Source organism: Streptomyces olivaceoviridis, from assembly GCF_014650115.1.
Taxonomy (GTDB): domain Bacteria; phylum Actinomycetota; class Actinomycetes; order Streptomycetales; family Streptomycetaceae; genus Streptomyces; species Streptomyces olivaceoviridis.
The window spans coordinates 153386-167335 of sequence record NZ_BMUI01000003.1 but is presented as its reverse complement, the minus strand read 5'-3'; the positions used below and the strand labels follow the sequence as shown (position 1 = coordinate 167335).

12 protein-coding genes are annotated in these 13950 nt (G+C 72.8%); 10 read left to right on the top strand and 2 right to left on the bottom strand.

The genetic code is table 11. The features are described from left to right. Positions 1 to 77 precede the first annotated feature (77 nt). The 6 genes from rsmI to IE273_RS07200 all read left to right on the top strand — a co-directional run bounded on the left by rsmI (position 78) and on the right by IE273_RS07200 (position 5992). On the top strand, positions 78 to 926 hold the full coding sequence (gene rsmI / locus IE273_RS07225) for a 16S rRNA (cytidine(1402)-2'-O)-methyltransferase (protein ID WP_189814309.1): 849 nt from the start codon (positions 78 to 80) through the stop codon (positions 924 to 926). Between the two features lie 238 nt (positions 927 to 1164). Further along, complete coding sequence (locus IE273_RS07220; RefSeq protein ID WP_189814308.1) at positions 1165 to 1578, top strand: hypothetical protein; 414 nt, start codon at positions 1165 to 1167, stop codon at positions 1576 to 1578. Between the two features lie 47 nt (positions 1579 to 1625). Beyond that, the gene (locus tag IE273_RS07215; protein ID WP_014673219.1) at positions 1626 to 2525 is read left to right on the top strand and encodes a TatD family hydrolase; all 900 of its coding nucleotides are present in this window, start codon (positions 1626 to 1628) and stop codon (positions 2523 to 2525) included. 198 nt (positions 2526 to 2723) lie between these two features. Then, positions 2724 to 4079: a resuscitation-promoting factor gene (locus IE273_RS07210; protein WP_189814307.1), complete on the top strand. Its 1356-nt coding sequence runs from the start codon at positions 2724 to 2726 to the stop codon at positions 4077 to 4079. Positions 4080 to 4232: 153 nt separating this feature from the next. After that, positions 4233 to 5102: a 16S rRNA (adenine(1518)-N(6)/adenine(1519)-N(6))-dimethyltransferase RsmA gene (rsmA, locus tag IE273_RS07205; RefSeq protein ID WP_189814306.1), complete on the top strand. Its 870-nt coding sequence runs from the start codon at positions 4233 to 4235 to the stop codon at positions 5100 to 5102. Continuing rightward, positions 5099 to 5992, top strand: a complete 894-nt coding sequence (locus tag IE273_RS07200) for a 4-(cytidine 5'-diphospho)-2-C-methyl-D-erythritol kinase (RefSeq protein WP_189814305.1) — start codon at positions 5099 to 5101, stop codon at positions 5990 to 5992. The genes rsmA and IE273_RS07200 overlap by 4 nt, the downstream gene beginning before the upstream one ends. Positions 5993 to 5998: 6 nt before the next feature. Here IE273_RS07200 and IE273_RS07195 read toward each other — a convergent pair whose 3' ends face one another. Beyond that, positions 5999 to 6592 carry a Uma2 family endonuclease gene (locus IE273_RS07195; protein WP_189814622.1) on the bottom strand — a complete coding sequence of 198 codons (594 nt, stop codon included), beginning with the start codon at positions 6590 to 6592 and terminating at the stop codon, positions 5999 to 6001. Positions 6593 to 6775: 183 nt separating this feature from the next. On the opposite strand from IE273_RS07195, the gene IE273_RS07190 reads away from it, so the two are divergent. The 4 genes from IE273_RS07190 (at position 6776) to IE273_RS07175 (ending at position 13398) form a co-directional block, all read left to right on the top strand. After that, the gene (locus tag IE273_RS07190; protein ID WP_189814304.1) at positions 6776 to 8581 is read left to right on the top strand and encodes an ABC-F family ATP-binding cassette domain-containing protein; all 1806 of its coding nucleotides are present in this window, start codon (positions 6776 to 6778) and stop codon (positions 8579 to 8581) included. 236 nt (positions 8582 to 8817) lie between these two features. Then, positions 8818 to 10653, top strand: coding sequence for an outer membrane protein assembly factor BamB family protein (locus tag IE273_RS07185; protein ID WP_189814303.1), 1836 nt, complete (start codon positions 8818 to 8820; stop codon positions 10651 to 10653). Positions 10654 to 10756: 103 nt separating this feature from the next. Beyond that, positions 10757 to 12553 (top strand): outer membrane protein assembly factor BamB family protein, encoded by a 1797-nt coding sequence (locus tag IE273_RS07180; protein ID WP_189814302.1) that lies wholly within the window; start codon positions 10757 to 10759, stop codon positions 12551 to 12553. Between the two features lie 158 nt (positions 12554 to 12711). Beyond that, positions 12712 to 13398, top strand: coding sequence for a helix-turn-helix transcriptional regulator (locus tag IE273_RS07175; RefSeq protein ID WP_079082415.1), 687 nt, complete (start codon positions 12712 to 12714; stop codon positions 13396 to 13398). Between the two features lie 194 nt (positions 13399 to 13592). Here the strand turns inward: IE273_RS07175 and IE273_RS07170 are convergent, their stop codons facing one another. After that, complete coding sequence (locus IE273_RS07170) at positions 13593 to 13946, bottom strand: hypothetical protein (protein ID WP_189814301.1); 354 nt, start codon at positions 13944 to 13946, stop codon at positions 13593 to 13595. Positions 13947 to 13950: the final 4 nt, after the last annotated feature.

Below are 13950 nucleotides of genomic sequence, written 5' to 3'. Positions count from 1 at the left end.
CGTCGCGCGCACGGCCGCCCCGGCGACGGCCCCGGATCCCGGGGAAGCGGCCCGGGATCTCCTGGGAGGATGGGGGTGTGACTGGAACCCTTGTCCTGGCAGGTACCCCCATCGGCGACATCGCGGACGCGCCGCCCCGGCTCGCCGAGGAGCTGGCCGGCGCCGACGTGGTCGCCGCCGAGGACACCCGGCGGCTGCGCCGGCTCACCCAGGCGCTGGGCGTCACGCCCAAGGGCCGCGTGGTGTCGTACTTCGAGGGCAACGAGTCCGCCCGCACCCCGGAACTGGTCCAGGAGCTGCTCGGCGGCGCGCGCGTGCTGCTGGTGACCGACGCCGGCATGCCCTCCGTCTCCGACCCCGGCTACCGGCTGGTCGCCGCCGCCGTCGAGCAGGACATCCGGGTCACCGCCGTGCCGGGGCCGTCCGCCGTGCTCACCGCGCTCGCCCTGTCCGGGCTCCCCGTCGACCGCTTCTGCTTCGAGGGCTTCCTGCCCCGCAAGGCCGGCGAACGGCTGTCCCGGCTGCGCGAGGTCGCCGGCGAGCGGCGCACCCTCGTCTACTTCGAGGCCCCGCACCGGCTCGACGACACCCTCGCCGCCATGGCCGAGGTCTTCGGCGCCGACCGGCGGGCCGCCGTCTGCCGGGAGCTGACCAAGACGTACGAGGAGGTACGGCGCGGTCCGCTGGCCGAGCTGGCGCGGTGGGCCGCGGAGGGCGTGCGCGGCGAGATCACCGTGGTGGTCGAGGGCGCGCCCGAGACCGGGCCCGAGGAACTCGACGCCGAGGAACTGGTGCGCCGGGTACGGGTCCGGGAGGAGGCCGGCGAGCGCCGCAAGGAGGCCATCGCGGCGGTGGCGGCGCAGGCCGGACTGCCGAAGAGGGTCGTGTTCGACGCGGTGGTGGCGGCCAAGCGCGCCGCCGGGTGAGGCGGGTCCGCGCGTAGGCCCCCGCGCCCCCGCGGAGCGCCTCCGCGCGCCCCATGGGGGAGCAAAAGGCTGGCGTCGATGGCAAAGCACAGCCGTCTCATTCGCGGCCTTTTGGCAAGCGATGTCCAAATCGCCTCCAACACTCGACAGGCCGGCTGCGCTCGCGCCGGCGGAGGCGTCCACTGGTCGAAGGGACGCACCCGTCCAGAGGGACGCACCCGTCCGACAGGGAGCTGGCATGAGTGACATAGCAGGGCGGACCGGCCTCCGTGCCACAGCCGCAGCCGTCGTTCACGAGTCGTACTCGTTCGCCTGCATGCGCTGCGGGCACGGCTGGGAGCAGTCGTACGAGATAGAGCACCACACGAACGCGCAGGGGGAGGAGTTCGTGCTGTACGTGGCCGACGGCCAGGTCGTGCCGTCGCCGCTGAGCCGGCCGTCCTGCCAGAACTGCGACGGCCATGTCGTGCGGATCATGCGCGCGGGCCAGGTCTCCGCGGTGTGCGGCCCGGCCGAGCGGCAGCACCACCGGGTGCCGCAGGCGGGCCCGGTCGAGACGCCGCAGGTGCCCGCGCGGGCCGTACCGGCCAGGACACCGCACCACTGGCACCTGTCCGATCTCCTGCACCCGTTCCAGCGCAAGGACGGCTGAGTGGATCGCCGGCCGTCGAAGGCATGCCCCTTCCGTAGGATCGGAACATGCCTTCGAACGCCGGTCAGAGCCCCAAGGACGCCGACAAGAACGCGGCACCGCCGCTGCCCCAGCCCTTGGCGGTGCCCGTCGCCGACTCCCACACCCACCTCGACATGCAGTCCGGCACGGTCGAGGAGGGACTGGCGAAGGCCGCCTCGGTGGGCGTCACGACGGTCGTCCAGGTCGGCTGCGACCTCAAGGGCTCGCAGTGGGCCGCCGAGACCGCGGCGGCCCACGAGAACGTCCACGCCACCGTCGCCCTCCACCCCAACGAGGCCCCGCGCATCGTCCACGGCGACCCGGACGGGTGGTCGAGGCAGGGCGCCCGGGAGCCCGGCGGCGACGCGGCGCTGGACGAGGCCCTCGCCGAGATCGACCGGCTGGCCGGGCTGCCGCAGGTGAAGGGCGTCGGCGAGACGGGCCTGGACCACTTCCGCACCGGCCCCGAGGGCAAGGCCGCCCAGGAGCGGTCCTTCCGCGCCCACATCGAGATCGCCAAGCGGCACGGCAAGGCGCTCGTCATCCACGACCGCGACGCCCACGCCGACGTCCTCAGGATCCTGAAGGAGGAGGGCGCCCCCGAGCGCACCGTCTTCCACTGCTACTCCGGCGACGCCGAGATGGCCCGGATCTGCGCCCGCGAGGGCTACTTCATGTCCTTCGCCGGCAACGTCACCTTCAAGAACGCCCAGAACCTGCGGGACGCCCTCGCCGTCGCCCCGCCGGACCTGGTCCTCGTGGAGACCGACGCGCCCTTCCTCACCCCGGCGCCGTACCGCGGACGGCCCAACGCCCCGTATCTCATTCCGGTCACGGTCCGCGCGATGGCCGCCGTGCGCGGGGTCGACGAGGACGCGCTGGCGACGGCCCTCGCCGCGAACACGGCCCGTGCCTTCGGCTACTGACCGTCCACCCTTCGGCTACTGACGGTCCGCCCGAGGGACCGGCCGTCCGCCCGGGGCACTGGTGGCCGCCCGTCCGGGGTACTGACCGCCCGTTCGAGTCGCGACGCTCCGTAGTCGAGTCGCTTTGGAGAGTGACCGACGCTCCGCTAGGTTCTGGGGGCCCGATCCGGACCCCTCTGGCCCCTGGAGCGTGTCGGCGTGAGCACGTCGCCGTACGAGACGTACGACCCCTACGGCCCTGACGCCTCCGTCCCCACCGCGGAGACGCTGCCGTACGGCATCCCCGAGGACACCTACCGGCCCGCCTACGAGGCCGAGGCGTACTTCGTCACCGACCCGGCGCCGCCGCTGCCCCGGCAGACGCCGGCCCCCGAGGCCGAGGTGTCCGAGCCGTACGAGCCGTACGAGGAGACCGGCGGGCAGGCCCCGCGCCGGCGCAAGGCGCGCTGCGGCGAACGCCCGGACTCCACCGTGCGCCGCCTGCTGCCCCAGGCACTGGTCGTGGCCTTCCTGGCCGGCGGCACCACCGCCTTCGTCGCCAACGACAAGGCGGTCGAGCTGAGCGTCGACGGCAGGCAGCGCAGCCTGCACACGTTCGCCGACGACGTGAGCGAGCTGCTCGCCGAGGAGGGCGTACGCGTCGGGGCGCACGACATGATCGCGCCCGCTCCCGGCACGGCGCTCGCCAGCGGCGACGCGGTCGCGGTGCGCTACGGGCGCCCGGTACGGCTCACCCTGGACGGCCGGCGGCGCGAGGTGTGGACGACGGCGCGCACGGTGGAGGGCGCGCTGGACGAGCTGGGGGTGCGCGCCGAGGGCGCGTATCTGTCCACCTCGCGCTCCCAGCGCATCGGCCGTGCCGGGCTCGCGCTCGACGTGCGCACCGAACGCGCGGTCACCGTCCTGGCGGACGGCCGGACCCGCACCGTCCGCACCAACGCGGCCACCGTCCGGGAAGCGGTCGAGGAGGCCGGGATCACCCTGCGCGGCCAGGACACCACCTCCGTCCCGCCGGACAGCTTCCCGCGCGACGGGCAGACGGTGACCGTGCTGCGGGTCAGCAGCACCCGGGAGATCCACGAGGAGCAGATCCCGTTCGCGGTGGAGCGGACCGCGGACCCCACGGTCTTCCAGGGCACCGAGGTCGTCGCCCGCCCCGGGCAGCCGGGACTGCGCCGGACCACCTACTACGTGCGCACCGTCAACGGGGTACGGCAGAAGCCGCGCCCGGAGAGGTCGGAGGTGGTGCGCGAGCCGCGCGCACAGGTGATCAAGGTGGGCACCAAGCCCCGGCCGCCCTCCGTGCGGGACGCCGACGGCCTGAACTGGCGCGCGCTCGCCGTCTGCGAGTCCGGCGGCCGGTCCGACGCGGTCGACCCCTCCGGGACGTACGGCGGGCTGTACCAGTTCGACACCCGCACCTGGCAGAGCCTCGGCGGCAGGGGCCGCCCCCAGGACGCCTCGGCGGAAGAACAGACGTACCGGGCGAAGAAGCTGTACATCCGGCGGGGGGCGAGCCCGTGGCCGCACTGCGGGGTGAGGCTGCGGGGGTAGGGCCGGCGGGGCTGAGCGGACGCGTCGTGCGGGTGCGCCGTGCGGCACAGGCCGTCGCCCGGCCGCGGGCCCGTCGTGGCCGCTCGCGCTGTTCCCGGGGTCCGTGCGGAGCACCTGGCAACCCGGCCCGGTACGGCCCCGTACCCTTGTCCCGTGAGTAGCCCCACCCCCGATTCCCTCCTCGGTCCCGCCGACATCCGCGAGCTCGCGGCGGCGCTCGGTGTCCGTCCCACCAAGCAGCGCGGCCAGAACTTCGTGATCGACGCCAACACGGTCCGCCGTATCGTCCGTACCGCCGAGGTCCGCCCCGACGACGTGGTCGTCGAGGTCGGCCCGGGGCTGGGCTCGCTCACCCTCGCGCTGCTGGAGACCGCCGACCGCGTCACCGCCGTGGAGATCGACGACGTCCTCGCCGCCGCCCTCCCCGCCACCATCGCCGCGCGCATGCCGGACCGCGCCGACCGCTTCGCGCTGGTCCACTCCGACGCCATGCACGTCACCGAGCTGCCCGGACCCGCGCCCACGGCCCTGGTGGCGAACCTGCCGTACAACGTCGCCGTCCCCGTGCTGCTGCACATGCTCGACACCTTCCCGAGCATCGAGCGGACGCTGGTGATGGTGCAGTCCGAGGTCGCCGACCGGCTCGCCGCCGCACCCGGCAACAAGGTGTACGGCGTGCCGTCCGTGAAGGCCAACTGGTACGCCGACGTGAAGCGGGCGGGGGCCATCGGGCGCAACGTCTTCTGGCCCGCGCCGAACGTCGACAGCGGTCTCGTCTCGCTCGTCCGGCGGACCGAGCCGATCAAGACCACCGCCTCCAAGGCCGAGGTCTTCGCCGTCGTCGACGCGGCCTTCGCCCAGCGCCGCAAGACCCTGCGGGCCGCGCTCGCCGGCTGGGCCGGGTCCGCGGCGGCGGCCGAGGCGGCCCTCGTCGCGGCCGGGGTCTCGCCGCAGGCGCGCGGCGAGTCGCTGACCGTGGAGGAGTTCGCGCGGATCGCCGAGCACAAGGAGGCGGGCGCGTGAGCGTCACGGTACGGGTCCCGGCCAAGGTCAACGTCCAGCTCGCGGTCGGCGCCGCCCGCCCCGACGGCTTCCACGACCTGGCCAACGTCTTCCTCGCCGTCGGACTGTACGACGAGGTCACGGTGACCCCCGCGGACGAACTCCGGATCACCTGCGAGGGCCCGGACGCCGCCCAGGTCCCGCTGGACCGCACCAACCTCGCCGCGCGCGCCGCGATCGCGCTCGCCGCGCGCCGGGGGATCGAACCGAACGTCCACGTCCACATCGCCAAGGACATCCCGGTCGCCGGTGGCATGGCGGGCGGCAGCGCGGACGGCGCGGGCGCGCTGCTCGCCTGCGACCGGCTGTGGGACACGGGTGCCTCGCGCGCCGAACTGCTCGCGATCTGCGCCGAGCTGGGCAGCGACGTGCCGTTCAGCCTGGTCGGCGGGGCGGCGCTCGGGGTCGGGCGGGGTGAGCGGCTGACCGTCCTGGAGGCCGGCGGCACCTTCCACTGGGTGTTCGCGATGGCCGGGCGGGGCCTGTCGACCCCGGCGGTGTTCCGCGAGTTCGACCGGCTGGCCGAGGGGCGGGAGATCCCGGAGCCGGTGGCGTCGGCGGAGCTGGTGGCGGCGCTGGCGAAGGGCGACGCCGAGGCGCTGGCCGCTTCCGTCTCCAACGATCTCCAGCCGGCCGCGCTGTCCCTCTTCCCCGAGCTGGCCGACACGCTGGCGGCGGGGCGCGGGGCCGGTGCGCTCGCCGCGCTGGTCTCGGGATCCGGGCCCACGACGGCCTTCCTCACGCGGGACGCGGAGTCGGCGGAGAAGGTGGCCGGGGCCCTGCGGGCGTCGGGGACGTGCAGGGCGGTGCGGGTGGCGGCGGGGCCGGTGGCGGGGGCGACGGTGCTCTGAGCAGGTTCAGTACTCGTTGAAGGTGGTCAGGTCGATGAGGATGTCGTAGGGGACGCTCACCTTGACGTGGTCGTGGTAGATGCCTGTCAACGCGTAGGTACCGGTGGCCTCGCCGCGTTCGTACACCTGGACGACAGGGTGGTCATCCTGGCCCGCCATGTCGACCAGCCAGAAATGGGGAATGCCGGCTGCGGCGTACTTGTGCGGCTTGGTGTCGCGGTCGCGAGCCTCGGAGTCCGGTGAGATCACCTCAACGGCGAGCAGGATGTCGGCCGCTTCGAATCGGGTCTGGCGCGGACCGGTGACGGCCTCGGCGCGGACCACGCAGATGTCCGGCTCCGGACCGTTACGCCGGTCCAATACCACCGTCATCTCGCACACGACCTTCAAGTCGGACGGCACGGTGCTGCGCAGCCCGTTCGCCAGCAGGTGGATCGCGGCGAAGTGGAAGTGGCGCTGCGGGCTCACGAAAACCAGGCTCCCGTCGATCAGCTCGGTGTGCGGCGGGAGATCCGGCAGCGTGAACAGGTCGTCCACGGTGTAGCCGTCCAGGGGTGGCACCGGCCACTGACGGCGGTGCTCTGCGGGCTCGGCGGTCATGGTTCCTCCCATGGACGGGATCCTGCGGCCTGCCTTCCCACCGTAGCGACCCTTTCCCGATCACGTCATAACAAAGAGTGACACCCCCCTCGCGCCCCGCCCCCACCCCCGCAGGCCCTACGCTAGAAGGCTGACCCACGCGGCGGAGCCGCACGTCGAAACAGCCCCGCGCACAGGAGTGAAATGGCCGTCAACCTGGTCAATGTCGAGAACGTCAGCAAGGTGTACGGCACCCGTGCCCTGCTGGACGGTGTCTCGCTCGGTGTGCAGGAAGGGGACCGGATCGGAGTCGTCGGACGCAACGGCGACGGCAAGACCACCCTCATCCGGATGCTCGCCAAGCTGGAGGAGGCCGACACCGGACGCGTCACGCACTCCGGCGGACTGCGGACCGGCGTGCTCACCCAGCACGACTCCCTCGACCCCGTGGCCACCGTGCGTCACGAGGTCATCGGTGACATGGCCGACCACGAGTGGGCCGGCAACGCGAAGGTCAGGGACGTACTGACCGGGCTGTTCGGCGGGCTGGACCTGCCGGGCTTCCCGAAGGGGCTGGACACCGTCATCGGCCCGCTGTCCGGTGGCGAGCGGCGCCGGATCGCGCTGGCCAAGCTGCTCATCGAGGAGCAGGACCTGCTCGTCCTGGACGAGCCCACCAATCACCTCGACGTCGAGGGCATCGCCTGGCTCGCCCGGCACCTCCAGAACCGGCGCTCGGCGCTGGTGTGCGTGACGCACGACCGGTGGTTCCTGGACCAGGTGTGCACGCGCATGTGGGACGTGCAGCGCGGTGACGTGTACGAGTACGAGGGCGGCTACTCCGATTACGTCTTCGCCCGTGCCGAGCGCGAGCGGATCGCCGCGACCGAGGAGGCCAAGCGGCAGAACCTGATCCGCAAGGAGCTGGCGTGGCTGCGGCGGGGCGCCCCCGCCCGTACCTCCAAGCCGCGCTTCCGCGTGGAGGCCGCCAACGAGCTGATCGCGGACGTTCCCCCGCCCCGGGACAGCAGCGAGCTGATGAAGTTCGCCTCCTCGCGGCTCGGCAGGACCGTCTTCGACCTGGAGGACGTCACCGTGCAGGCCGGGCCGAAGGTGCTGCTCAAGCACGTCACCTGGCAGCTCGGTCCGGGCGACCGGATCGGCCTCGTCGGGGTCAACGGCGCCGGGAAGACCTCGCTGCTGCGGGCCATGGCCGAGGCCGCGCGGACCGAGGGCGAGGAGCAGCCCGCGGGTGGCCGTATCGCCGTCGGGAAGACCGTCAAGCTCGCCTACCTCTCCCAGGAGGTCGCCGAACTCGACCCGACCTGGCGGGTGCTGGAGGCCGTGCAGCGGGTCCGGGAGCGCGTCGACCTCGGCAAGGGGCGCGAGATGACGGCCGGGCAGCTCTGCGAGACGTTCGGCTTCACCAAGGAGAAGCAGTGGACGCCGGTCGGGGACCTCTCCGGTGGTGAGCGGCGGCGGCTCCAGCTCCTGCGGCTCCTCATGGACGAGCCCAACGTCCTCTTCCTGGACGAGCCCACCAACGACCTCGACATCGAGACGCTCACCCAGTTGGAGGACCTCCTCGACGGCTGGCCCGGCTCGATGATCGTCATCTCCCACGACCGGTTCTTCGTGGAGCGGACGACGGACCGGGTGTTCGCCCTGCTCGGTGACGGCGCGCTGCGGATGCTGCCGCGCGGCATCGACGAGTACCTGGAGCGGCGGCAGCGGATGGAGGAGGCGGTCGCCACGCAGGCCGCCGCGGCGCCCAAGCCGGTCACGCAGGAGAAGAGCGCGGCGGACCAGCGCGCGGCGAAGAAGGAACTCCAGAAGATCGAGCGCCAGTTGGACCGGATCTCCGAGAAGGAGTCCAAGCTGCACGCCCAGATCGCCGACAACGCCACCGACTTCGCGAAGGTCGCCGAACTCGACGCCCAGTTGCGGGACCTGGCCGGGGAGCGCGAGGAACTGGAGCTGCGCTGGCTGGAACTGGCGGAGGACGCCTGACTCTTCACGTCCGCTCACGCGGGGGGGCGCGAGCGCCGCGTGAAGGGGGCGTGAAGGCGCGTAACGGCGGTATCACGGGCCGGTCGTCCCTTGGGAACAGGGGAGGACACGGCCCCGTGTGCTGTCTGCGCCGGGTGATAGAAAGAGCCGTCTGAGAACTGTCTGAGAACGACCTTGAGTCCGTCGCGAACCTCAGGGCGTGGCTAAAAATCAGTGAACGAGGGGGAAGAGCGCTGATGACTCAGCCGCCCGACCAGCCGCCGCAGGGCGGATTCGGACCACCGCAGGACCAGCCGCCGGGGGACCGGCCGCCACAGGACCGGCCTCCGCGGGCCGACGGTTTCGGCCCGGCCCCGCAGACCCCGCCGGCGCAGGGTGGTTTCGGTCCCGCTCCCCAGACGCCGTCGGCGCAGGGTGGTTTCGGCGCGCCCCAGCCGCCCGCCGGTCCTCCGCAGCAGCCCCCGCAGCCGCCGCCGGGCTACGGCTATCCCCCGCAGCCCCAGCAGCCGGGCCCGTACGGCTCCGCTCCCGGCCCCTACGGCTACCCGCAGCAGCCCGGCCCGTACGGCGCCCCGCAGCCCGGCTACGGCCACCCGCAGCAGCCGCCGTACCCGGGCATGCCCGGCGCCGCGCCCGGCGGGCCCCTCGACGGCCGGCCGGCCGGCCGGAAGAAGACCGCGCTGATCATCGGGTCCGCGGTCGCCGCGCTGCTCGTCATCGGCGGCACGGTGTTCGCGGTCACCGGCGGCGACAGCGGCGGCGGGAAGAAGAAGCCGGTCGCCCGGCAGAGCGACGACCCCAAGAACTCCGCCACCGCCTCGCCGACCACGTCCGGCGGCGGTGAGGACCCGGAGAACCTCAACAAGGGCCGCCGGCCCGGCGAGGCGAAGGTGCTCTGGTACAAGCCGGCGCCGGACGCCCCGGCCTCCGGCGCCGACGCGCCCGGCATGTGGATCACCGGCGACACGGCGGTGAAGGCGGCCTACAAGCAGGTCTTCGCCTTCCGCACCGGGGACGGCGGCACCGCCTGGGGGCCGCTCGCCCTCCCGCAGAAGATCTGCGCGGTCACCCCGCAGAAGTCGGCCGACGACAAGATCGTCGTGGCGTACATGAACGGCGGCGGCGACCGCGCCAAGTGCAACCGGCTCCAGCAACTCGACCTGCGCACCGGCGAGAAGGGCTGGAGCGCCGAGGTCGCCGACGGCGGGCTGTTCGACAGCGCGCTCACCGTCGAACTGACGCTCAGTGGCAAGACGTTGATGGTGGGCCGTTCGCAGTCGGGCACGGCGTACGACATCGACAGCGGCGAGAAGCTGTACGACAAGAAGAAGTACGGCGCGGCCTGCTTCCCGGCCGCCTTCGCGGGGGGCACCGGCCGGCTGATCCAGGTGGCCTCCTGCGGCGCCGGCACCGCCAAGGAGCACGAGGAGATCCAGGAACTCGACCCGGCCACCGGCAAGGTGCGCTGGACCCAGCCGGTCAAGCAGGGCTGGGAGGTGACCCGGACCTACTCGGTCGACCCGCTCGTGGTCTACCTGACCAACCGGGACAAGAAGACCTGGAACATCTCCACGTTCACCAAGGACGGCACGTTCCGCTCCGAGGTGAAGGTGAACGAGAAGTTCGCCCCCCGCTGCGGCTGGGCCGTCCTCGAACGCGAGTTGCAGGGCTGCCAGGGCGTCGCCGTCGACGCCGGCATGCTCTACCTGCCCACCGACTCCACCGTCAGCGCCAACGAGATCGTCGCGATCAGCCTCTCCGACGGCAAGGCGAAGTGGCGGGTGAAGTCCCCGGTGGACCAGCCGATGGCGCCGGTGAAGGTCGAGGGCGGCAAGCTCATCGCGTACGTGCAGCCGTCGTACGACGCGGGCGGCCGGGTGGTGTCGGTGCCGGTCGCCGGCTCCCACCGGACGACCACGCTCTTGCAGAACCCGCAGGGCGCCGCCCGGGTCGAGGACACCTTCTACGACGGGGTCGTCGACTGGGCCGGCGGGCGGTTCTTCATCTCCTCGGGCCGGCTGTCCGGCGACGACGACTCGAAGGAGCAGCTCATGATGGCGTTCGGCAACTGAGTCCGGCGCACCGCCCCGGCCGGCCCCCGTGCCGGCCGCGGCCCGTCCTTCCCGAGTCCCGTCCGCCGTACGGCCTTCCGAGCGTCACCGAGGTACCCGCGTCATGACCCAGCCGCCCCCGCCACCCCCGAACCAGCCGCCCGGCCGGCCGCCGGCGCAGCCCCCGAACCAGCCGCCTGCCCAGCCGCCGCAGCAGCCGCAGCCGGGCTACGGCTATCCGCCGGTCCCGCCCCCGCAGCCCGGTTACGGCTACCCGGGCGCGCAGCACAACCCGTACGCGCAGCAGCCCCCGGCCCCCACCGCCCCGCAGTTCCCCGGCTACGGCGCCCAGCCGCCCAACCCCTACGCCCAGCCCACGCAGCCCATGCAGGGCATGCAGCCGGGTTACGGGCGTCCCGGCCAGGGACAGCCGCCGACCGTGCCGATGGCGCCCCGGCCGGGGGCGGGCGGCGGCGGGCGGAACAACGCCGTGCTGCTCATCGTCGTCGCGGCGGTCGTCGCCATCGCGCTGATCGTCGGCGGCGGCATCTGGTACGCCAAGTCCTCCGGGGGCGACGGCAAGCACGACACCGCGTCCTCCGGCGGCGGCACCGGCGGCTCGAACGACAAGGGCTCCGGGGGCACCACCGGCGGTGGCGGCAAGGAGAAGGTGCCCGCCGACCCGTCCTCCCGGCTGCTCTTCGGGGTGCCGCTGCCCAAGGCGGACGACACGGTCAGCACCGCGGGCTCATGGCTGACGGACACGGTGTACGCCAAGAGCGGCATCGCGGAGATCGTCGGCTACGACCCGGTGAAGGGCACCGAGCTGTGGACGATCAAGCTGCCCGGCCCGGTCTGCGCGGCCGGCAAGCACGTCGACGAGGACGGCCGGACGGCGATCGCCTTCCAGCCGAAGATGCCGGAGAAGGGCTCCTCCGCGGGGTGCAGCCAGGTGGCCGCGATCGACCTCACCGCCGGGAAGAAGCTGTGGACGAAGTCGGTCAAGTCCGGTGACCAACCGGTCACCTTCGCCAATGTGACGGTCGCTCAGCACACCGTCGCGGTCGGCGGCTCCAACGGCGGCGCCGCGTTCGACATCGAGTCCGGCAAGACGCTGTGGCAGCCGAAGCCGGACGACACCTGCTACGACGAGGGGTACGGCGGCGGCACCCGGCTGGTCGCGGTGCGCAAGTGCGGACAGTACGACGACCCGCAGCTCGACATCCAGACCATCGACCCCGCCAGCGGCAAGGTGATCTCCGAGTACAGGATGCCCGACGGTGTCGCGTACGCCTCCGTCGTCTCCACCGACCCGCTGGTGGTCGCGGCCGACGTCGGCCAGAGCGCGGGCGACGGCAGCGGCGTCTCGGACTACTTCTCCATCGACGACCGGACCGGCAAGCTGCTCGCCCGCATCCCGGCGCCCGGCGACACCTACGGGGGCCGCTGCGACGGCACCACCCGCGTCGAGGACTGCCGGCAGATCGTGGCGGGCAACGGCAGGCTGTACCTGATGACCGAGCCGCACGACGGCAAGGGCGAGTACACCCGGACCAACGAGATCGTCGCCTTCGACCTGAAGACCGGCAAGCCGACCGGCCAGCGCGCCGAGGCCGGCGACGGTTACACGCTCTCCCCGCTGCGCATGGACGGCGGCAACCTGATCGCCTACAACGCGCCGCCGTACAACAAGGGCGGCCAGGTCGTCAGCATCGACGGCGGCTCGTTCAAGGTGACCAAGCTGCTGGAGAACCCGTCCACGAGGAGCGTGCGGGACTCCGAGGTCAACCTGCTGCCGGAGTACGCGGAACTCCACTTCGGCAAGGGCCGGCTGTACATGTCCGCCGTCTTCGCCAAGGAGCGGGACATGTCGTCGTACAGCAAGGAGTACCTCGTGATGGCGTTCGGCACGGACGGCTGATCCGCCGGCCCACCCGAATGAGTGACTTGCCGAGAAGTGCCCCGGATTTCATCGATCCGGGGCACTTCTCATGAAGAGGGGCAGCGCTACGTCGAACAAGCGTGTAGCTTCCGGGGGCATGAAGGCTGGGGGCGCCGGGGGGACTGGGGGGTTGCTCTATGGGAGTGCGGCTCATGGTCGTGGACGACCATCGGCTGCTCGCGGAGGCGCTGGCGTCCGCGCTCAAGCTGCGCGGGCACCGGGTGCTCGCCGCGGCGGCGCCGGCCGCGGGCGCGGCGGACCTCGTGATCGCGCGGGCGCCCGAGGTGTGCCTGCTGGGCACGGCGGCACCGGCCGAGCCGGGGATCTTCGACCCGGTGGTCAAGATCAAGCGGGAGCGTCCGCAGGTGGCGGTGCTGGTGCTGGGCCCCGTGCCGTCACCGCGCGGGATCGCGGCGGCCTTCGCCGCGGGAGCGTCGGGGTACGTGCGGCAGGACGAGCGGATCGAGGGGGTCGAGCGGGCCATCATGAAGGCCCGGGCCGGGGAGGCGGCGGTGGCCCCGCAACTGCTCCAGGGGGCCTTCGGCGAGCTGCTGAATCCCGCCGCACAGCCCGATGACGAGGCCCAGCGGCTGCTGGAGATGCTGACGCCGCGGGAGGTCGAGGTGCTGGTGCGGGTGGCCGACGGCGAGGACACGCGGCGGATCGCGGCGGGGATGGGCATCGCACCGAGCACGGCGCGTACGCACGTCCAACGGGTGCTGATGAAACTGGGCGTGGGCTCCCGGCTGGAGGCGGCGGCCCTGGCAGCCCGCACAGGCTTACTGGACCGCGCGAGCCCCCTGCGGGGCGCGTCCGCCGAATGAGCACTTTCTGCCGGGGCCGGGGTGGGGTCGCTTGCCCGCGCTGACGGGGTGCCGCCTGCGCCCACCCGTGCCGCCCCAAGCGGCACGACTGCCCGCAGGCTACGCGGGCATGCCAGCCGACGGCGACTGCACTTGCCCAGGGGCGCGGGGAACTGCGCGACCAGCCCCCGCGTGCCCGCGGACGGGGACGGCGCCTACTCGCCCGCCCGCTCTTCCGGCAGACCCTCCGGGGGAAGCGGCGGCGGTGTGGGCCGCAGCTTCAGCCAGGCCAGGAAGAAGATGCCCAGGAGCAGCATGCCGATCCCGGTCCACAGATTGATGTTCACGCCCTCGGCCTTGTCGATCGCGGCCTGCGAGTCGGTGATCCCGGTGATCGTGACGATGACGCCGTAGACCACGAAGAGTCCGCCGATGATGCGGCGCAGGTCGAAGATGCGCGCCGCGGTCGCCGACTTGGTCTCCAGCTCGGAGACCTCCCGCAGGACGTCCTGCTCGGTGTAGTGCAGCGGGCGACGAGCCTGCTCGGGGTGCTCAGGATGCTCGGTCATGGTT